Origin of the sequence: Streptococcus sp. 5905, from assembly GCF_013276505.1 — a bacterium.
GTDB lineage: Bacteria > Bacillota > Bacilli > Lactobacillales > Streptococcaceae > Streptococcus.
In genome coordinates this window covers 90,536-109,999 of sequence record NZ_VMLC01000002.1, presented here as the reverse complement: position 1 = coordinate 109,999, position 19,464 = coordinate 90,536, and the positions used below count along the sequence as shown (strand labels likewise).

General features: G+C 43.0%; 18 protein-coding genes, 1 tRNA gene and 1 other RNA gene. 4 read left to right on the top strand and 16 right to left on the bottom strand.

From position 1 onward, the window contains the following. Positions 1-107 precede the first annotated feature (107 nt). The 6 genes from gla to HT680_RS05245 all read right to left on the bottom strand — a co-directional run bounded on the left by gla (position 108) and on the right by HT680_RS05245 (position 6,401). Complete coding sequence (gla, locus tag HT680_RS05270) at positions 108-977, bottom strand: aquaglyceroporin Gla (protein ID WP_084973918.1); 870 nt, start codon at positions 975-977, stop codon at positions 108-110. A 157-nt stretch (positions 978-1,134) separates the two neighbouring features. After that, positions 1,135-2,301: an ATP-grasp domain-containing protein gene (locus HT680_RS05265; protein WP_173258804.1), complete on the bottom strand. Its 1,167-nt coding sequence runs from the start codon at positions 2,299-2,301 to the stop codon at positions 1,135-1,137. A 12-nt stretch (positions 2,302-2,313) separates the two neighbouring features. After that, positions 2,314-3,054 carry an esterase family protein gene (locus tag HT680_RS05260; protein WP_000546816.1) on the bottom strand — a complete coding sequence of 247 codons (741 nt, stop codon included), beginning with the start codon at positions 3,052-3,054 and terminating at the stop codon, positions 2,314-2,316. Between the two features lie 20 nt (positions 3,055-3,074). After that, the gene (locus tag HT680_RS05255) at positions 3,075-3,899 is read right to left on the bottom strand and encodes an alpha/beta hydrolase (protein WP_084971677.1); all 825 of its coding nucleotides are present in this window, start codon (positions 3,897-3,899) and stop codon (positions 3,075-3,077) included. A gap of 136 nt (positions 3,900-4,035) precedes the next feature. Then, complete coding sequence (gene thiI, locus HT680_RS05250) at positions 4,036-5,250, bottom strand: tRNA uracil 4-sulfurtransferase ThiI (RefSeq protein WP_173258802.1); 1,215 nt, start codon at positions 5,248-5,250, stop codon at positions 4,036-4,038. Between the two features lie 8 nt (positions 5,251-5,258). Further along, positions 5,259-6,401: a cysteine desulfurase family protein gene (locus tag HT680_RS05245; RefSeq protein WP_173258800.1), complete on the bottom strand. Its 1,143-nt coding sequence runs from the start codon at positions 6,399-6,401 to the stop codon at positions 5,259-5,261. A gap of 137 nt (positions 6,402-6,538) precedes the next feature. Here HT680_RS05245 and HT680_RS05240 point away from each other — a divergent pair, with 137 nt between their 5' ends. Beyond that, positions 6,539-6,964: a DUF6556 family protein gene (locus HT680_RS05240; RefSeq protein ID WP_173258798.1), complete on the top strand. Its 426-nt coding sequence runs from the start codon at positions 6,539-6,541 to the stop codon at positions 6,962-6,964. A gap of 44 nt (positions 6,965-7,008) precedes the next feature. Here the strand turns inward: HT680_RS05240 and HT680_RS05235 are convergent, their stop codons facing one another. The 4 genes from HT680_RS05235 to HT680_RS05220 all read right to left on the bottom strand — a co-directional run bounded on the left by HT680_RS05235 (position 7,009) and on the right by HT680_RS05220 (position 12,999). After that, entirely contained in the window at positions 7,009-9,315 is a 2,307-nt protein-coding gene (locus HT680_RS05235; protein ID WP_173258796.1) for a DNA translocase FtsK, read from the bottom strand. Positions 9,316-9,401: 86 nt separating this feature from the next. Continuing rightward, positions 9,402-11,354 carry a fructose-specific PTS transporter subunit EIIC gene (locus tag HT680_RS05230; protein ID WP_173258794.1) on the bottom strand — a complete coding sequence of 651 codons (1,953 nt, stop codon included), beginning with the start codon at positions 11,352-11,354 and terminating at the stop codon, positions 9,402-9,404. Continuing rightward, on the bottom strand, positions 11,351-12,262 hold the full coding sequence (gene pfkB, locus HT680_RS05225; protein WP_173258791.1) for a 1-phosphofructokinase: 912 nt from the start codon (positions 12,260-12,262) through the stop codon (positions 11,351-11,353). The genes HT680_RS05230 and pfkB overlap by 4 nt, the downstream gene beginning before the upstream one ends. Then, positions 12,259-12,999, bottom strand: a complete 741-nt coding sequence (locus HT680_RS05220) for a DeoR family transcriptional regulator (RefSeq protein ID WP_173258789.1) — start codon at positions 12,997-12,999, stop codon at positions 12,259-12,261. Before HT680_RS05220 ends, pfkB begins: the two co-directional genes overlap by 4 nt. A gap of 161 nt (positions 13,000-13,160) precedes the next feature. On the opposite strand from HT680_RS05220, the gene HT680_RS05215 reads away from it, so the two are divergent. After that, positions 13,161-13,248: transfer RNA gene (locus HT680_RS05215), tRNA-Ser, on the top strand. A 210-nt stretch (positions 13,249-13,458) separates the two neighbouring features. Here HT680_RS05215 and ssrA read toward each other — a convergent pair. From ssrA to HT680_RS05195, 4 genes are all read right to left on the bottom strand, one after another. Continuing rightward, positions 13,459-13,806, bottom strand: a transfer-messenger RNA (tmRNA) gene (gene ssrA / locus HT680_RS05210). Between the two features lie 61 nt (positions 13,807-13,867). Beyond that, complete coding sequence (locus HT680_RS05205) at positions 13,868-14,503, bottom strand: GDSL-type esterase/lipase family protein (protein WP_173258787.1); 636 nt, start codon at positions 14,501-14,503, stop codon at positions 13,868-13,870. A gap of 1 nt (position 14,504) precedes the next feature. Beyond that, the gene (locus HT680_RS05200; RefSeq protein WP_173258785.1) at positions 14,505-15,332 is read right to left on the bottom strand and encodes an HAD family hydrolase; all 828 of its coding nucleotides are present in this window, start codon (positions 15,330-15,332) and stop codon (positions 14,505-14,507) included. A 21-nt stretch (positions 15,333-15,353) separates the two neighbouring features. Beyond that, positions 15,354-16,664, bottom strand: a complete 1,311-nt coding sequence (locus HT680_RS05195) for a CapA family protein (protein ID WP_173258783.1) — start codon at positions 16,662-16,664, stop codon at positions 15,354-15,356. A 154-nt stretch (positions 16,665-16,818) separates the two neighbouring features. On the opposite strand from HT680_RS05195, the gene def reads away from it, so the two are divergent. Together def and rlmB are read left to right on the top strand one after the other, a co-directional pair. Continuing rightward, positions 16,819-17,430, top strand: a complete 612-nt coding sequence (gene def / locus HT680_RS05190; protein ID WP_084946269.1) for a peptide deformylase — start codon at positions 16,819-16,821, stop codon at positions 17,428-17,430. 44 nt (positions 17,431-17,474) lie between these two features. After that, positions 17,475-18,203 carry a 23S rRNA (guanosine(2251)-2'-O)-methyltransferase RlmB gene (rlmB, locus tag HT680_RS05185; RefSeq protein ID WP_173258780.1) on the top strand — a complete coding sequence of 243 codons (729 nt, stop codon included), beginning with the start codon at positions 17,475-17,477 and terminating at the stop codon, positions 18,201-18,203. A 36-nt stretch (positions 18,204-18,239) separates the two neighbouring features. On the opposite strand, the gene trxB is transcribed toward rlmB, so the two are convergent. Together trxB and HT680_RS05175 are read right to left on the bottom strand one after the other, a co-directional pair. Beyond that, a complete protein-coding gene (trxB, locus tag HT680_RS05180) occupies positions 18,240-19,151 on the bottom strand; it encodes a thioredoxin-disulfide reductase (protein WP_084939044.1) in 912 nt (303 codons plus the stop codon). A 65-nt stretch (positions 19,152-19,216) separates the two neighbouring features. After that, the gene (locus HT680_RS05175) at positions 19,217-19,441 is read right to left on the bottom strand and encodes a DUF4059 family protein (RefSeq protein ID WP_000924294.1); all 225 of its coding nucleotides are present in this window, start codon (positions 19,439-19,441) and stop codon (positions 19,217-19,219) included. Positions 19,442-19,464 lie beyond the last annotated feature (23 nt).

Genomic DNA, 19,464 nt, shown 5'->3' with positions numbered 1-19,464 from the left:
TTTATTTTAAAGGATTTTAGGATTTTTTACAAGCTATTCCACTTAAATTCTAGAATTTTTTACAAAAATTTCCGATAAAAAAACTGGGGTTCCCCAGTTTCATTTTATTATAGGTAAAGTAGTTTAAAGACTGCTACTGCTGCAATACCAGCTGCGATTGGTGCTACAACTGGAACCCATGCATACCACCATTTTGAATCACCCTTGTGTTGACCAAGAACTGATTTTGGAAGGAGTTCGTGAAGAAGACGTGGTCCGAAGTCACGAGCCGGGTTCAAACCAGGTCCAGTAGGTCCACCAAGTGAAGTTACCAAGGCCATCACTAGGAAACCAAGTGCCAAGTGAGCAACTGAAAGTCCAGCAGCTGTGTGTGGTGCTACTTGAGCTTTTACTGCCAATTCACTTAAATCAACAGTTTGACCAGCTTGAGTAGCCATTTGTTTCATGTATTGAAGAACCTCAGCACCGAAGAAGTTTTTAGTCAAACCAAGCGCTGCAAAGAAAAGAACAAATGAACCTACAAACTCATTGAGGAAACCGTTAACAGTAGCTGCAAAACGTGATTCTTTTGTACCGTGGTCGATGCTTGAAATAGTTGAGAAGGTACCCAAGATATTGTTTGGGTTTTCTGTTTTCAAGTAGTATGGACGGTGAGTCGCTACAACCAAAGCTTGACCAAAAATTGCCCCCAAAACTTGCGCAAGGATGTAAAACGGTACTTGATCCCAAGAGAAAAGTCCGCTAACAGCAAGTCCAAGAGTGAAAGCTGGGTTGATGTGGTTACCAGAAACATTACCGAACATCAAGGCTGGGATCATAACCCCCATACCATAACCAACCGCGATAACGAGCCAGCCACTTTGGTGACCTTTCGTACCTTTAAGTTCAACGTTAGCAACTGCACCATTACCAAGAATGATCAAAATAGCAGTTCCCAAAAATTCAGTGGCATATTTAATAGCCCATGTAAAATCCATTTGATAGATTCTCCTTAATTTTTTTTAGACAATCCTTATTCTATCAATTTTTAGGCCTTTTCGCAACCGATTTTCTAAAAGAATCTCTGGAAAACGCTTTATTTAACTTATCTTTAAGAAAAGGACAAAAGAAGTCTAACTCCCTTCATCCTTTTTGTTACTCTTGACGCTGACCAAAGTCTGCAATCATCTGCTCCATCTCTTGGAGACTCGGAGTTGTCAGCATATAAAGGTAGTCACCTTGTAGCTCTGCAAAGGCTGCTGGCATGATTTTCTTGACCTTGAATTGCTGGCTGTATTTGGCAAGCAAGTCCACTTCTGAATAAACATAGTTGGCATTGGCACGACGTGATGTAGCTAAACAGTATTGAGGTTCAAACTCTGATACTGGGAACTCTTCTCCTGCGACAATAGCTGCATAACCACGATAGAGATCCAAGGAGTGAGCAAAGTTATAAACATCAATGGTAAAGCCACCTGCAGGACGGTTATTGTACTCAATGGCAATGTAGTCGTCCCCGTCACGGAAAAACTCGATATGGAAAAAGCGTTCTCTCATGCCAAATTCTTTGACAATGGCCTCACCATACTTGCGCAGTTTTGGATCCATATCCTTGAGCACATAGTAGGAATTGTCCATCTTGTAAAGCATGAGATCCAGTGGTGTATGGGCGTAGTCAAAAGTCGTTGAAAAAACAATCTTGCCGTCCTTGTCCACTAGTCCGTCAAAGGTACAGATTTCGCTAGAAGTAACAAATTTCTCAAAGAAATAAACGGTTGAATGGTCCCATTCTTCCTTGAAGTGATGGATATCGTCTTCTGTCTCAAGCTTAAAGGTTGCTGCCGCTCCCACTCCATTATCAGGTTTGGCAATCATTGGTAGACCGATTTCTTTCACTGCTTTATCCACATCTGCTTCCGTCTGGATAACAGCTCCAGGTACCACAGGGACACCTGCTTTTTTGAATAGTTTCTTCATCTCAGACTTATATTTCGTCTTTTTGAGATCATCTGGTTTGGCACCAAAGACATTAAATTGCTCACGAAGGGCTGCGTCTAACTCAAGCCAATATTCATTGTGGGACTCGATGCGGTCGATTGGACCATGCTTGTAGAAAAGAAAAGCTACTGCACGTTTGACTTCGTCTATATTCTCAAGATTGTCTACACGGAAATACTCGGTCAAGCTATTGCGCAAAGGTTCATCTAGTTGTTCGTAAGGCTCCTGACCAATTCCCAAGACTGTGATGCCTTTATTAGCTAACTCGATTGTAAACTGTTGAAAGTTTTGCGGATAGTAGGGAGAAATAACAAGGTAATTCATAGGCAACTCCTTTTATAGATACAGGTGTCCAAGAAAATAGGGCATTTGTTTGCGCCACCATTCCCAGTCGTGGGCGACATCGTGTCCCCATTCAGCAAACCAGGCTGGAATTTGTTTCTGGTCAAAGGCTTCTTTGAGCTTGTAGAAAGATGGTAGACCGTCTTGTTCCCAGGCACCAAGACCCGTACAGACGACGATTTCTGCCTGACGGTAACGATCGATAAACCAGCCGTCGTTTTGATTCCAGATATAATCTACTGGCGAATTTTGGTAAATAGCATCATCATTGTAGTAATCGCCGACAAAGAAACGTGCGTCATAAACACCACTGAGAGCAATCACCTTGGTAAAGACATCTGGATGCTGGAGGAAGAAATTAAGTGCATGGTAGGCGCCCATTGAGCAACCTGTCGTCATCATGCCATCAAACCAACCTGTCTTATGCTTGATAAAAGGAATGGCCTCCTCAATTACATAACGTTCGTAGGCACGATGCATCTCTGCTTGGTCGTGACCGTTTTTCCAAGTGGCCAACCAGCTCTCACTGTCCACACTGGATAGAGTGAAGAACTGGACACGCCCTTCCTCGATAAAGGAAGCACAGGCATCAATCATGCCAAAATCATAGTATTCATTGTGACTACCACCAGAAGAAGCAAAAACCACAACAGGAATTCCAGCATGTCCATAACGGTTGAGGTACATTTCACGATTAAGATTGCCACTCCAGTGGCTGAGGTTTTCAATATGCATTGGCTTTCTCCTTTCTTAACTTACCATTTCTCTGCAAAAAATCGGAGACAGTCTGGTAAATTTTCCGACCAAGGTATTTCACTATGGATGGCACCAGACTGAACTTTCAAGACAAGATTATCCAAGTGTACTCCACCTGCAATCAAATCATGGTAATAGCGAAGCGATGAGTCGATATAGGCTTGCTTGATATTGCCAGCCATCAAGGTCTTGTCCGTATCATCCGCTTCTTCTGTTCCTACATAAATGAAAATGCGCTGATCAGGCGACAATTTCTTACGCTCGATGTAGCGGTTAAAGGCTTCTTGGTGGAGCCAGTTGGCAGATGAGAAGACACCTAGACAACCAATTCGGTCTTGGTATTCCAGTCCGATAAACTGAGTAATATTACCTCCTAGTGACGAACCAATCATAGCCGTGTGCTGGCGATCAGCTTTGGTACGGTAGGTCTCATCGATAAAAGGCTTGACCACCTCCATGACAAACTCGGCATACTCCACACCCTTACCACCAAACTGCTGGCCTGGGATAGGAGATTCTTGAAACTTCCAAGCCGCATACTCATTCATCCGTCCCATACCATCATTATCAATAGCAACAACAATCATGCGACTGATATCAGGATTCCGCTTAATGGCTGGAATAATCTTCCAAGAGTGTCCGATATAAGACTCCTTGCTGTAAAAGACATTTTGCCCATCATGAAAGTAAACTACAGGATAAAAACGGTCTGTATCCTTCTCGTAGTCCTTTGGCAGGAGCACACGCACACGACGCTCTTTTCCAGTATAAGGAACCTTGAGTTTATGTTCTTTCATTTTTAAGTAAAAGTAGGAATGATTCATTGTCAGAAAACTCTCTATATTCAAAATTTTATCTCATTATACCATAAAAATAGAAAAAAAGTCAGTAATTGTCCATTTTAAGGATAAATAACTAACTTTTCTCATTTAATATTCTAAATTCTTCTGGATTTTCTGATTAGAGGAGATTATCAATTAACTCATCGACAGCGTCTTTTTCAGCTTGAGGTGTGATCTTAGTGATCATAATCCCTGCCACTGCTCGCTCAACCAAACCTTCAACATCCATCCATTTTTCATACTTCTCAGCATTCTCTATCTTAGGATTGGTCTTAGGACGATCAGGCGCAAAAATAGTACAGCAGTCCTCAAACGGCTGGATTGAAATTTCAAAGGTATCGATTTCCTGAGCGATGTCAATGATTTCCAACTTGTCCATAGTAACCACAGGGCGGATGATGGGAGTGTTAGTCACAGCGTTAATAGCCTGCATACTTTCAAGAGTTTGGCTGGCTACTTGACCAAGACTTTCCCCATTAATGATAACTAAACCATTTCTCACCTCACGAATACGGTCGGTAATGCGCATCATAAAACGACGCGTCAAGGTCATGAGGTAGGCTTCTGGCGCCTTAGCCTTGATTTCCTCTTGAATCTCTGTGAAAGGCACCTCGATAAATTGGATATTGCCACCAAACTTGGTCAATTTACGGGTCAAATCTTGGGCCTTCTTGAGAGCTCCAGGGCTAGTGTATGGTGGGCTGGCAAAGTGAACGGCTTCAATATCCACCCCACGTTTAAGGGCTAGATAACCTGCTACAGGTGAATCAATCCCTCCTGATAACATGAGCATACCCTTACCAGAAGTTCCTACTGGCAAGCCACCTGCTCCACGAATGGTTTCATAGGAAAGATAAGCTGCTTCCTCACGAATCTCCACCTGAAGATTGATATCGGGATTTTTCATCTGGGCTTGAATAGTTGGGATTACGTCGAAAACAGCTCCACCAAGCGTTTGGTTGAGTTCACGACTGTCGAGTTCAAAGTTGTGGTCGCTACGCTTACTAGAAATCTTAAAGGTCATGCCTTCCTTGTAGATGTCCTGCATAATCTCTTGGACAGCAGATTCAAGAAGGTCCACAGACTTTTCAACCTTATATACTGGAGAAAAATTTTGAATTCCGAAGACTTGTTTGAGAGATTCTGCTACTGCTGTGTAGTCAGCTCCATTGAGGTAAACGTGGGCACGGTCGCGATCAGCGGTTACCTTAACTTGGGGATAGATGGACAAAACGTCCGAAATATTATTGCGAAGTTTATTGATGAAACGCATGCGGTTTTTGCCCTTGGTTGACAATTCTCCGTAGCGAATCATTATTTCTGAATACTGCATGAATTCTCCTATCTTACTTTCCTAGTTTGATTGTAAATTAATTTTAGCTTGGTCAAAAACTGCTCGACCTGACTCATATCATTTTCCAAGTCTAGACTTAGGCGAACAGCTGACTGGGCCTTATCTTTGTCCACTCCCATGGCAATCAAGGTTCCCGCAGGTTTTCCAGCCTTGGATGAACAAGCAGAGGTTGTGGAGATGAAAATATCATAGTCTTCAAATGCGTGAACGATGACCTCACCACGAACACCCTTGATTCCAAAAGTCAGGATATGAGGGGCAAAGTCTTCCTCGTCTGAAAAGACTAAAATGTCTGGATAATCTAAAAGAGCTTGGCGAATAACTTCCTTCATCTGCCCTGTCTTACTAGTAAAGATATCCAGCTTTTCTATAGACAAACGGAGAGCCTTGGCAGTCGCTGCAATCCCTGCCACATTTTCAGTTGTCGAGCGATAATCGCGCTCTTGACCACCACCTGTCAACAGAGGCGTAATCTTCTTGCCAGACTTGATATAGACAAAGCCAACTCCTCGAACACCATGAAATTTATGACTCGAAAAGGTCGCAAAATCCACTCGATCTGTCAGATATTTTTCAGTCGGAATTTTAGCAAGTGCCTGAACTGCATCAACGTGGAAGGAAATGGTCGGCTTGTCTGCCAAGAGTTCTGAGATAGCCTCAATAGGCTGGATAGAGCCGATTTCATTGTTCACAGCCATGACTGAAACAAGCGTCGTATCAGGTCGTATCAAATTCGCTAGAGCATCAACATCCACAAACCCTTTCTCATCAACTGGAGCAAAATCCACCTCAAAACCTTGACTTTTCAGCCAGAGGGCTGACTCCTTGACTGCTGGATGCTCAATAGCTGATACGATGATGTGCTTGCCAAACTGAGCTTTTTCAAAGGCCACACCCTTGATGACCCAGTTATCCCCTTCTGTTCCACCGGAGGTAAAGAAGATTTCATCACTCTTCTTGCCAATTAAATCTGCAATTTGCTGACGGGAAGCATCTAAAATTCGTGTTGCCTGGTCTCCCAAACGATGGAGACTAGACGGATTTCCTACAATTTTTGAAGCGACCTGCATATAGGTCTCTAGAGCTTCAGGATAAGGCTTGGTCGTTGCCGAATTATCAAAGTAGATCATGTTTTCTCACGCTTTCTAAAATCACTCCTTCTATTTTATCATGAAACGAAGCTTACGACAAGAAAGGGAAGTTTCTCTTTTTTTAAGATTTTTTTAAAGAAATGAGGTATAATAAATCATAATCAAAGGAGAGTATCATGTCTAACTATCGTAGAACTTCAAAACCAAAAACAGAACACATCAAAAAGGGATTCACTGTCTTTCAAAAAACGATTGCTACCATCGGTAGTATCCTTGGTCTGATCACCGCTAGTATCACCATTATGAACGCTATGGATAATAATAAAAACAATAAAAAAGAGCCGACGACAACTCAAACAACTGTTGTCAAAGAAATCCAAAAGGAATCGCCTCAGGAAAATACTACACCTAACAAGGACAACACTTCTACTAAAGAAAATACCCCGCAAGAAGAAACTTCTCAATCCAACAAGAAAGAGGAGAAAAAAGAAGAGCAGAAAACAACAACTCAGGACTCTTCTACAGCTCCTACAAACAAAGAAACAAGCGATAGCGGTACACAGTCAAATACGACGAATTCTGAAACTAAAACGAACCAGTAATCACAAAAATAACTTCTTTCCAAATTTGGAAAGAAGCTGTTTTTTTATTGTTGCAGTACTTTTCGCGGTTTGGTTCCTTCAGCTGGACCGATAACACCTGCCATCTCAAGTTCTTCCATCAGGCGGGTCGCACGGTTAAATCCAACTGACAAACGACGTTGAATCATGGAAGCACTGGCTTTCTGCGTCTCAATAACCAGAGCCTTGGCTTCCTCAAAGAGCGGATCGCCACCAGCTTCACCATCAGAGAAATCTCCTTCATTTTCAGGAACATCTCCCGGGTCAAAGCTTTCATCGTAGTCCGCATCCGCCTGAGCCTTGATGAAGTTTACGATGCGTTCAACATCATCATCCGAGATAAAGGATCCTTGCAGGCGGACTGGGTGATTTTCATCAATTGGTTTAAAGAGCATATCTCCTCGACCAAGCAGTTTTTCAGCTCCATTTTCGTCTAAGATGGTTCGTGAATCTGTACCTGATGAAACTGCAAAAGCCACACGAGATGGGACATTGGCCTTGATGAGACCAGAGATAACATCGACTGACGGACGTTGCGTTGCGAGAATCATATGAATCCCTGCAGCACGCGCCTTCTGTCCGAGACGAATGATGGCATCTTCCACTTCCTTGCTGGCCACCATCATGAGGTCTGCCAACTCATCTACAATGACAACAATCAAAGGCAGCGGTACTTGTTTGTACTCAGATTGGCTATTAAATCCCTCAACCTTGGCATTGTAACCAGCGATATTTCGCACACCAACCTTAGCGAAGAGTTCATAACGGTTTTCCATCTCATCCACAACCTTTTGCAGAGCCTTGCTGGCCTTGCGTGGATTGGTCACAACTGGAATCAAGAGATGAGGAATGTCATTGTAAACCGATAACTCAACCATCTTTGGATCCACCATCATAAACTTTACTTTGTCTGGTCTTGCTTTCATGAGAATGCTTGCTATAATACCGTTAACTGCGACTGACTTCCCTGAACCCGTCGAACCTGCAACAAGTAGGTGGGGCATCTTGGAAAGATCAAAGGTTCGAGCCGTTCCATTGACCGCCTTACCTAGAGGTATTTCAAGGAGATTTTCTGGTTTTGTTTGAGACTGTTCCCAGAGTTCGCGGAAGGAAACGGTCGCAATCTCAGAGTTAGGCACTTCAATTCCAACTAGGGATTTCCCAGGGATCGGAGCCTCAATCCGAACATCCTTGGCCGCCAGAGCCAGCGCTAAGTCGTCTGCCAGATTGGAAATGCGGTTAACCCGTACCCCAACGGCTGGCTTGACTTCATACTTGGTAACAGATGGACCGATTTCAGCCCGTTCCACCGTCACCTTGATACCAAAGCTGGCAAAGGTTTCTTCTAGGATTTTGATATTTTCTCGAACAATCTTCTTTTCCTTGGACTGATCTTTGGGTTTATCCGGCGCAAAGAGTTGTAAGCTTGGTAGCTTGTATTCAAGGGCTTCTTTGGCAGAAAAATCAACCTGCACCTCTTCATCCTCAAAGTCTTCTTTCTCATCTGGAACTTCAACGTCAGCCTGAGGAAGGATAATCTCCGGTTCCTTCCATTCTTTTTCAGGAATTGGTGGAAGATCATAGTGTGGAGCTTCTGGTAAGACTTCTCCAGTTTCAGGATCTACAGGAGGAAGCGGTAGTGCATCCTGTTCTTCTTGTTCTCTCTTGATTCTAGCTACTTCTTCAGCTTCTTGACGAGCCTTCTCTTCTTCTCTCTTGATGAAGCGTTCCTGTTTTCTCTGTTCCTGTTTTTCCATGAAGGATCTGAACTGGGCTCCAATAAAGGCTGCGACATCATAAATAGACCAAGGACTAACCAAGAGTGCCCCAACTAGAATCAAAAGAACTCCAATAAAGTATGATCCGATATTTGAGAAAAGAAAGGCAATGGGGATATAAAGTCCAACACCAAGCAGGCCTCCACCAGCAAAGCTCGTCACACGCATACCAGTCAGGTCCGTCATAACTTGAGCCAAGGTTCCTTTTAAAACTGACTGCTCCAAGCCATATTTCCATACCAAGTAGGCCTCAAAAATCAAGAGCAAGCCAGCGAAGATACAGAGAAATCCTGACAGAAGTCCCTCTTTCTTGCGTATCCATTTAAAAAGAAAAAGATAGATGAGGAGTGCACCAATAGCCACATAGGCCAAACTTCCAACCACCAATCGAATGAGATTGTAAAGTGTGACACCTGCTGCACCGAGTTTGAGGGCTGCAATAATCAATAACAAGGCGATCCCTAAGGAAATCAACATCCTCTGAATAGCCTGTTTTCTTTCAAGTTCTGCTTTAGACGGTCTCCGTCTTGTTTTTGTAGTATTCTTGTTTACCATTCTTTTATTATACCATATTTCACAGCCATTTCGAACAGAGAAAAAGATTGCACCAAAGGGTACAATCTTTCTATTTTGATACTTTTTTATGCTTGTGGTTTGCGTAGGTAACCATAAACCACACCACTTACGATTGCTCCAATCAAGACAAAGACTAGGTAAAGAAGGGCATTTGAAGTAAGGGCGATGACGAAGATTCCTCCGTGTGGCGCCATGAGTTTGATACCAGCAAGACCAACGAGTCCGCCTGCCACCGCAGAACCAAGGATGAAGCTTGGAATAGCACGAGCTGGGTCGGCTGCACCAAACGGAATCGCTCCCTCAGTGATAAATGACAAGCCCATGATGATGTTTGTCAAACCAGAGTTGCGCTCTTCCTTAGTGAATTTATCTTTGAAAAGAAGAGTTGCGACAAAGATTGCAAGTGGTGGAACCATTCCTCCAGCCATAACTGCTGCCATAGCTACAGAACCACCTGAAGAAACAGTCGCTGCAAGCGTACCTGTACCAAAGACATAGGCTGCTTTATTAACTGGACCACCCATATCAACAGCCATCATTCCACCAAGGACGATACCGAGAAGGACAGCTGAACCACCTCCAAGACCGCCAAGGAAGTCATTCATAGCAGTGTTAATTGCTGCCATTGGGATGTTAACAGCTAGCATGACAAATCCAGTCAAGATTGTTCCAAGAAGTGGCAAGAGAAGGATTGATTTAGCACCTTCAAGTGAACGAGGAACTTTAACGTATTTCTTGATAGCAAGAACCAAGGCTCCTGCGATAAATCCACCAACAAGGGCACCTAGGAAACCAGATGAGACACCTGCAAGAGTTGAAGTTGCTTCTCCGCCTGCAGCATAAGGGATTTTACCAAAGGCAAAACCTTCTTTGGCAATAGCACCAGCCACGAAACCTGCTACCAAACCAGGTTTTTCAGCGATAGAGTAGGCAACATATCCTGCAAAGACTGGGAGCATCAAGCCAAAGGCCGCGCCACCAATTTTCATGAACATAGAAGCTAGCTCATGGTAGGATCCGAGATTGCCAAGACTATCTTGTGGCACACCAAAAGCTCCGTCGATCAAGAAAGCAAGGGCAATCATGATACCACCACCGATAACGAATGGCAACATTTGAGATACACCACTCATCAAGTGTTTGTAGAAGGCACCACCAAGGCTTTGTTTTTCGTTACTTGTTGCTGCGGTTTTTGCTCCATTAGCAGCATGGTAAACTTCAGCATCTCCTGAAAGAGCCAAGTTGATCAATTCTTCTGTTTTACGGATACCGTCTGCAACTGGACGGTTAACCAAAGATTTTCCATCGAAACGATCCATCTCAACAGCCTTGTCTGCTGCGATGATAACAGCTTTAGCCTTGCGGATGTCCTCTGCAGTCAATTGGTTCCCAACACCGCTGGCACCGTTGGTTTCGACCTTGATCCCAACACCCATTTCAGCAGCTACTTTTTGAAGGGCTTCTTGGGCCATGTAAGTGTGGGCAATACCTGTCGTACAAGCTGTAACAGCTACGATAAAGTCGCCAGAGTCATTGGCAGGTGCTTGAACAGGTTCCTCAGCTTTTTCTGAAGCTTGGTCAAAGAGTTCGATAACTTGATCTGCCGATGTTACTTGACGAAGTTTGTCAGCAAAACCGTCTTTCATCAAGTATTGAGACAATTCTGCCAATGCTGCCAAGTGAGTATCATTGGCACCTTCTGGAGCTGCAATCATGAAGAAGAGGTCTGTTGGTTGCCCATCCAAACTCTCATAGTCAACACCCTTGTTTGACTTAGCAAAGAGAACCGTTGCTTCTTTGACAGCAGAGTTTTTGCTGTGCGGCATAGCAATTCCGTCACCCAAACCAGTGGAAGTTAGAGCTTCACGCGCTAAGATTCCTTCTTTAAAGGTTTCAAAATCCGTCACATAACCGTGATCTACCAAACTTTTAATCATCTCTTCAATGACAGCTGTTTTTTCAGTTGCCTGCAAATCCAGCAACATGACATCTTTTCTCAATAGGTCTTGAATTTTCATCGTTTTTCTACCTCAACTTTTTCATATGTTTCTTTAATAAATTCCGCTGTTGCCAAGTCATCAGAGAAGGTAGTTGCCGTTCCGCAAGCCACTCCCCATTTAAAAGCTTCTACTGCGTCTTTTGATTTGACAAATTCACCTGTAAATCCGGCAACCATAGAATCGCCAGCTCCGACTGAATTTTTCACTGTTCCCTTGATAGGTTTAGCGAAGTAAGCTCCCTCAGATGTGACAAGAAGGGCACCGTCGCCAGCCATAGAGATGATAACGTTTTGAGCACCTTTAGTCAGCAATTCTCGAGCATATTTCTCGATTTCATCTAAACTTTCGAGTTTCACTCCAAAGATAGCTCCAAGCTCGTGATTGTTTGGTTTGACCAAAAGTGGCTGGTAATCCAAACTATCAATCAAGGTCTGACCTTCAAAGTCACAAACCACTTGCGCACCAGTCTGGCGTGTCAATGCAATCAAATCCTTATAGATAACATTGCCTAGGTTCTTAGCACTTGAACCCGCAAACACAACCGTATCATCTGCTGTCAGACTAGACAAAATAGCTTTCAATTCTTCTAGCTGAACTGGTTCCACATTTGGACCCCTTCCATTGATTTCTGTTTCTTGGTCTGCTTTAATCTTGACATTGATGCGAGTATCTTCTGCTACTTGAACAAAACGTGTCTCGATTTCCTCTTCTGCCAAAGTATCTGTGATAAATTTACCAGTAAAGCCTCCGATAAATCCAGTCGCTGTATTTGGAATACCCAAGCGTTTCAAAACACGACTGACATTGATTCCTTTTCCACCAGCAAACTTATCATCACTGTCCATACGATTGACACTACCGACTTGGACTTGGTCCAAGCGAACGATATAGTCAATGGATGGATTGAGTGTGACTGTATAAATCATACTTCTATTACCTCCGTTTTCTCCTTAATAGCCTCCAAAAGCTCATGCCCTTGACTTGTGATGACAACAGCGCGTTTAAGTGGTGCTACCTTGGCAAAGCAAGTTTGACCAATCTTTGACGAATCTACCAAGACATAGGTTTGTTTAGCATTCTCTAAAATAGCACGCTTAACGGCTCCCTCCTCCATATCAGGAGTCGTATAATAACCATCGTCGACACCATTCATCCCGATAAAGGCACGATCAAAGTGCAATTGATTGATTTGGTTAAGAGCAACACCACCGATACAAGCATCTGTTGCCATCTTCACACTTCCTCCAACCATGACAGTTGGAATCTGTTTTTCAACCAACTGAACCGCATGATGAATGGAGTTGGTCACAACTGTGATATTCTTATTAACCAATTCCTTGATTAAAAAAGCAGTTGTCGTTCCAGCATCAATAAAGATAACATCTTGTTCCTTAATAAGAGAAACTGCTTTCTGAGCCAGTAGTTTCTTCTCTTGAAGGTTTTTGACAGATTTTTCTTGGATGGTTTCTTCTTCCTGCAAGGAGTGTGGCAACTCTGCTCCTCCATGCACACGGCGAAGCTTGTTTTCCGCCTCCAACTCATCCAAATCTCTTCGTACCGTTGATTCTGATGTTTCTAATAGACTAACCAATTTTTCCAGGGAAACTACATGATGTTGATTTAACTCCTCTAAAATCAGTTGCTTCCGCTCAGTTTTTAACACCAAATCACCTCCTGTTATCGTTTACACTATTCATTCTAGCACATTTTCTACCAAAGTCAAGCATTTTTTATCATTTTCTTTCAAATTCTATCATTTTTCTCATTTCCAAAATTTTTATTGCAAGATAAGAGCCTTTATGGTAGACTATTTGAGTAAGTATTGGAAGATTACTCAAGAGGCTTAAGAGGCCGTGTTGGAAACGCGGTAGGCGTGTAACAGCGTGCGTGGGTTCGAATCCCATGTCTTCCGTAGAAAAACCAAAACAATTTCTAGGATACGGCATCTGTTGTATCCTTTTTTGTATTCTTTTTTTAAAAACAGTGTTCAGAAGATTTTTACCAACTGCAAAGAAAGGACTGTTTTTGAGTCTGTCTTTTTCGCAAAAGAATGCCAAGGAATACCAAAGGCAAAAATAAAAAACGTTGATTTAACAACGTTTTTCCAAGGTTGGTGAAAGAATAATGGAGCCGGTGGGAGTCGAACCCACGTCCAAACACCTGCCAACATATTTGTCTACAACCATAGGTTATGTATTGTTTTAACAGTCCCTCGACACATAACTCAAGCCTAGCAACTGCGAGTCTATTAATCTCTTATCAAACCACTAGACAAGGCTTGATCGTATCTCGCTAATCATAAGACCTGTCATTGAACACGAGCAATCCAAATCGGGTCACGCCTGCTGGTTTTTAGGCAGCTAGAGCGTAAGAAGTGTTATTTTTTGCAGTTATATTTAACTGAGCGTTTACGTCGCCACACGGGTTGCAAAATATGCCTCATAATGCCTGTCGAATCCGTAACGACCCCAAAAGACAGTAAAACCATTATACCTTATCTAACTCAAAAATGCAAAAAGGAAATCAACTAACTAAAAAAGATAGGATTTCAGGGCTTTAGTCAAAATCTGATAACCGGCAATACTGAGGTGCAGTCCGTCAGTAGTATACTCTTTTTTGAGTTGTCCTTCTGAATCTGTCAAACTATCATAAATCGGTACAAAATCTACTTGCATATAGGCTGAGCTTAGAGCCTCATAGGCTTGATTCCATTCTCGAATCTTTTCATTGGTACGAATATATACTGTCTGCTTGTATTCTTTTCCTTCATTGACTGGCAGAATAGAAACAAGCTTTATTTGTGACAGCGGATAATCTCGGGCAATCGATTGAATCACACGCTCAAGATTATCCAAGGCTTCATTCATAAGAACATCTTTTCCGATATCATTTGTTCCAATTAAGAGAACAATTTGATCCACAGCACCACCATAAAGATGGGCATCCAGATTCTCTAATAAAAGTCCCGTCTGGTAACCTCGGATGCCACGATTGACAATCGTCTTTGCAGTCCCAAACAACTCTTGCAAAGGGTAATACTCCACTATCGAATCACCAATAAAGATGATATCTGGCTCTAGAACAGATACTTGATTCAATTCACGATACTTGGTTTGAATTTTTTCCTGCTCCTTTAAGAGCCAATTTTCTAATAACTGTACTGCCACCTTATTCCTCTTTCTCTAACCAATTTTCTAGGACCTGATAAACGCCCCCCTGACTGTTCGCTGGAGCTAGGTCAGTTGCAACTGCCTTGGCTTCATCATCTGCATTTTCCATAGCATAGGCAATCCCAGCCATCTCCAACATCTCAACATCATTTTCGCTATCACCAAAAGCCATGATTTGTTCCGATGTCAAATCCCAGCGCTTGAGTAATTCTTCCAATCCCCAAGCCTTGTGAACTCCATCCTGCAGGATATCAATACAGCCATAACCGCTAGAAACAGCTCTTACACGACCATCAAAGAGGTCATTGATTTCCTGCAAAACTGAACTAGCACGTTCCTCTCCAACGACCATGCTCATCTTTAATACTCCTCCAAAGAGGTCTGAGTGTAGCTCATCCACAAAATTGGTCCTTTGGTAAAGTTTTTCAATCATCTCAGGAGTCATAAATTTTTCTAGGTCTGTAAAAACAGTTCCTTTCTTGACAAAACCACCATTCATACCAGTTACGACGAACTGATCTCGGCACTCTCTCCCCTTAAAATGAACTAAAGCCTTGTCAACCATAGCATCATCCCAGGTCTGAGCTTGAATCAGTTTATTGTTTTCAAAAATTCGCGCCCCATTGGCAACGACTAGGACTACTCGTTCAGCCAAGTGTCCCAATAGTTCTCTCATACGATGGATTTCATTCCCCGTCGCAATGACAAAACGGATATCCCGCTGATACAGCTGATCTAAAATCTTTTCCAAGCGGGGCAGATCCAGCTGACCTCTCGGATCCAGCAAAGTCCCATCCATATCTGTCGCAATAATCTTAATCGTCATTTTACTTCCTCTGGATTCAAGCTAGTCCCACTTCAATCCTACATGTTCATTCATTTCTTTATAGGCTGTATCAATTCGTTCCTTGGTCGCCTCATCCAACTTGTCACGGTGACTGCCCCCCTCAATGAAGTCCTCTAGGATATAGGTTTGATAGAGGAAGAGCGGATAACCCTCTGGAGAGTAAGTCCCTTTGGGTGTTCGATTGACCCAAGTCGGATGTGCTTTGGCAGTTTCAATCCTTGTCTTGCCATCTTTTTTCTTAATGGTCACATCCATGAGAACACCGCGCTCCGTCCACTTGGCATTTTCCTCGTCTTGCATGGTTTCAATGCGCTGGTTTGAGAGGAAATTTCCCATGGAATAGATGATGAGTTTTTTGTCACCAGCTTTTTCAACTGTTTCAGCAGGTTCAACGACGTGAGGGTGCCCTCCAAAGATAATATCAGCTCCCCAGTCAATCATCTTGTGGTACAGTGTTTTCTGTTCTTCCGTTGGTTCTAGCTGGTACTCAATTCCCATCTGAGGCATGATGACAGTAATATCTGCTTCCTTCTCTGCACGCTCGATTTCTGCCTTCATCTTGTCTTCGTTCAAATCAGAAAGATAGCGATTATAGTCATCTTGGGAAATGGATTGTTCAATACCGTTAAAGCCATAGGAATAGGCTAAGAGAGCTACCTTGATACCATTGACTTCCTTGATAACTAGTGGAGCTTGGTCTCGGGATTCATGTGTGTAAACTCCGATGGGTGTCATTCCAACTTTTTCAATAGCTTGAGTCGTTGAAACCACTCCCTCTATCTGAGAATCCAAGATGTGATTATGAGCCAAGTCTAGAACTTGGTAGCCTGCATCCTTGATCGCATCCATGACTTCTCCGGGTGCATTAAACAATGGATAACCTGCCAAATAGTGGTCCTTATTCACCGTTCCTTCAAAGTCACCAAGCACTAAATCCGCTTGCTTGAGCCAGGGTTTTACATATTCAAAATTTTCATGGAAATCATAGGTCCCATCTTCTTTTAGAGCTGTTCGGTAGATGGGAATATGGTAGAGAAGGTCTCCATTTGCCATGATACGGGCTGTCGTTTCGTCAGACTGATTTTCCTTGGACTGACTAGACGTCGTAGTCTGACTGTTAGAACTTGTTACCTTATTGCCTTGTACTGTTCGAACCAGCAAGTTCAATCCCATGGACAAGGCAACTGCAAGCAATAACACAATGATAAACTGGGCATTGGTCCAGGATTTATAATTCCGAAAGAAATCAACACAAGTCTTCCACACCTCATAAAGAGAACCATGAGACCGTCTATCTTGCCGCTTTTCCATCTTTATCCCCCCTTGCTTTTACTGCAAGTCTTTTCTTTTATTATACCACAGACAAAAGGGGAATACCGTTTATTATATTATTTTTTAGGAACTTCTGTGACTTTCTTTCTCGCCTATTTTGTGTTATCATGTAGAGGTAATGAAAGGAGAGAAAATGTCTGCTATAGAACGTATTACAAAAGCTGCTCATTTAATTGATATGAACGATATTATCCGCGAGGGGAATCCAACTCTACGCGCAGTTGCTGAGGAGGTCACTTTCCCACTGTCTGACCAGGAAATCATCCTTGGTGAAAAAATGATGCAATTCCTCAAACATTCTCAGGATCCTGTTATGGCTGAGAAAATGGGGCTCCGCGGTGGTGTTGGACTTGCTGCTCCCCAGCTGGATATCTCAAAACGCATAATTGCCGTCTTGGTCCCAAATATTGTAGAAGAAGGTGAAACTCCACAGGAAGCCTACGATTTACAAGCCATTATGTACAATCCGAAAATCGTATCCCACTCTGTTCAGGACGCTGCTCTTGGCGAAGGAGAAGGTTGCCTATCTGTTGACCGTAACGTGCCAGGCTATGTTGTCCGTCATGCCCGTGTCACTGTTGATTACTTTGACAAGGACGGCGAAAAGCACCGTATCAAGCTCAAAGGTTACAACTCTATCGTTGTCCAACATGAAATTGATCACCTAAACGGAATCATGTTTTACGATCGTATCAACGAAAAAGATCCATTTGCCGTTAAAGAAGGACTCCTCATCCTTGAATAAATAAAATCCCGTTACAAGACGGGGTTTTGTGTTATAATAGAGGCATGAAAACAAATGATATTGTCTATGGCGTCCATGCCGTTACTGAAGCCCTCCTTGCAAACACTGGAAACAAACTCTACCTCCAAGAAGATCTCAGAGGTAAGAATGTTGAAAAAGTCAAGGAACTGGCTACTGAAAAGAAGGTGTCCATCTCTTGGACTTCAAAAAAATCCCTGTCTGAAATGACCGAAGGTGCTGTTCACCAAGGCTTTGTCCTAAGAGTATCTGAATTTGCCTATAGCGAGCTAGATCACATCCTTGCAAAAACACGCCAAGAAGAAAATCCACTTCTATTGATTCTAGATGGTCTAACCGATCCCCATAATCTAGGTTCTATCTTAAGAACTGCGGATGCAACCAATGTTTCAGGAGTCATCATTCCCAAGCACCGTGCTGTCGGAGTGACTCCTGTCGTTGCCAAAACGGCCACAGGTGCTATTGAGCATGTACCGATTGCGCGAGTGACCAACCTCAGTCAAACTCTAGACAAACTCAAGGATGAAGGCTTCTGGACCTTTGGAACGGATATGAACGGTACCCCTTGCCACAAGTGGAATACAAAAGGGAAAATCGCCCTCATCATCGGAAATGAAGGAAAAGGTATCTCTAGCTACATCAAAAAACAGGTTGATGAGATGATTACCATTCCGATGAATGGGCATGTTCAAAGTCTCAATGCCAGTGTTGCCGCAGCCATTCTCATGTACGAAGTTTTCCGAAACCGACTATAAAAAAGTTTCCAGTCATCTGATTGGAAACTTTTTTGCTTAACTATGTTCTGTGATAAATTTATAGGCTTCTTGACCAGCGATAGCCCCATCTCCAACTGCTGTTGTTACTTGGCGAAGATCTTTTTGGCGAACATCCCCAACCGCAAAGATACCGTCAACAGCAGTTTTCATGTGATTGTCTGTCACAATCCAGCCTGCCTGGTCTTGAATATTCAAATCCTTAACAAAATCGCTAACAGGATCCAAACCAACATAGATAAAGACACCTCCGAAGGCTTGCTCTGTTACTTGACCTGTTTTCACATTTTCAAATACGACAGATTCCACTCGGTTTTCACCTTTGATTTCCTTGACGACAGAGTCCCAGATAAAGTTGACTTTCTCATTAGCAAAGGCACGGTCTTGCAAAACCTTTTGGGCACGAAGTTGGTCACGGCGGTGAACAATAGTGACAGTCTTAGCAAAGCGAGTCAAGAAGAGAGCTTCTTCTACCGCTGAATCTCCACCACCGACTACGAGCAAGTCTTGGTCACGGAAGAAAGCTCCATCACAAACTGCACAGTAAGAAACACCACGACTGTTCAGTTCTTCTTCTCCGGGAACTCCTAAGAGACGGTGTTTTGACCCAGTTGCCACGATGACAGTACGGGTTTCGTAAACTTGATCATCAGTGATTACCTTCTTATAGTCACCCTGGTCTTCAATATTTTCAACGTAGCCATAAAGATGCTCCACTCCAAGGTTTTCAAGTGGTTCAAACATCTTTTCAGCCAATTCAGGTCCACTAATGTTGGCATAACCTGGATAGTTTTCAATATCAGATGTGTTATTCATTTGCCCGCCTGGCAGACCACCTTCAATCAAAGCCACTTTCAGATTGCTTCGAGCAGCATATAAGGCAGCGGTCATTCCCGCAGGTCCAGCACCGACAATAATCGTATCGTACATTTCGATTCCTTCTTTCTTGTTGTAACCGTCTTTATTCTAACTCATTCTTGCTAGTCACGCAAGGATTATGCCTTGAAAACCAAGAGCAAACTCATGACGGCAAAGGATAACACCGGAACGACCAAAACTCCAATCATAATCATATCATAGAGATGAGCTTGGCGAGCTTTGGCTGTCTTGTCCACACCAGACATGGCTCTCAATCCGATCCAAATCCCCAGAAAAATCACGACAAGGATGGTCGTTAAGATCAAACTCTCGAAATACAAAGAAAATAGATGCAGTAGCATGATCTCTCTCGTTTCTATCTTTT

What these genes read in the sequence shown, in the direction of transcription:
- HT680_RS05260 (WP_000546816.1), bottom strand. Translation starts at nt 3,054, where the DNA reads ATGCATATTGAAAACCTCAGCCACTGGAGTGGCAATCTTAATCGTGAA.
- def (WP_084946269.1), top strand. Translation starts at nt 16,819, where the DNA reads ATGTCTGCTATAGAACGTATTACAAAAGCTGCTCATTTAATTGATATG.
- gla (WP_084973918.1), bottom strand. Translation starts at nt 977, where the DNA reads ATGGATTTTACATGGGCTATTAAATATGCCACTGAATTTTTGGGAACT.
- HT680_RS05235 (WP_173258796.1), bottom strand. Translation starts at nt 9,315, where the DNA reads ATGGTAAACAAGAATACTACAAAAACAAGACGGAGACCGTCTAAAGCA.
- HT680_RS05195 (WP_173258783.1), bottom strand. Translation starts at nt 16,664, where the DNA reads ATGGAAAAGCGGCAAGATAGACGGTCTCATGGTTCTCTTTATGAGGTG.
- trxB (WP_084939044.1), bottom strand. Translation starts at nt 19,151, where the DNA reads ATGTACGATACGATTATTGTCGGTGCTGGACCTGCGGGAATGACCGCT.
- HT680_RS05240 (WP_173258798.1), top strand. Translation starts at nt 6,539, where the DNA reads ATGTCTAACTATCGTAGAACTTCAAAACCAAAAACAGAACACATCAAA.
- thiI (WP_173258802.1), bottom strand. Translation starts at nt 5,250, where the DNA reads ATGCAGTATTCAGAAATAATGATTCGCTACGGAGAATTGTCAACCAAG.
- HT680_RS05265 (WP_173258804.1), bottom strand. Translation starts at nt 2,301, where the DNA reads ATGAATTACCTTGTTATTTCTCCCTACTATCCGCAAAACTTTCAACAG.
- HT680_RS05230 (WP_173258794.1), bottom strand. Translation starts at nt 11,354, where the DNA reads ATGAAAATTCAAGACCTATTGAGAAAAGATGTCATGTTGCTGGATTTG.
- pfkB (WP_173258791.1), bottom strand. Translation starts at nt 12,262, where the DNA reads ATGATTTATACAGTCACACTCAATCCATCCATTGACTATATCGTTCGC.
- HT680_RS05175 (WP_000924294.1), bottom strand. Translation starts at nt 19,441, where the DNA reads ATGCTACTGCATCTATTTTCTTTGTATTTCGAGAGTTTGATCTTAACG.
- rlmB (WP_173258780.1), top strand. Translation starts at nt 17,475, where the DNA reads ATGAAAACAAATGATATTGTCTATGGCGTCCATGCCGTTACTGAAGCC.
- HT680_RS05200 (WP_173258785.1), bottom strand. Translation starts at nt 15,332, where the DNA reads ATGACGATTAAGATTATTGCGACAGATATGGATGGGACTTTGCTGGAT.
- HT680_RS05245 (WP_173258800.1), bottom strand. Translation starts at nt 6,401, where the DNA reads ATGATCTACTTTGATAATTCGGCAACGACCAAGCCTTATCCTGAAGCT.
- HT680_RS05255 (WP_084971677.1), bottom strand. Translation starts at nt 3,899, where the DNA reads ATGAATCATTCCTACTTTTACTTAAAAATGAAAGAACATAAACTCAAG.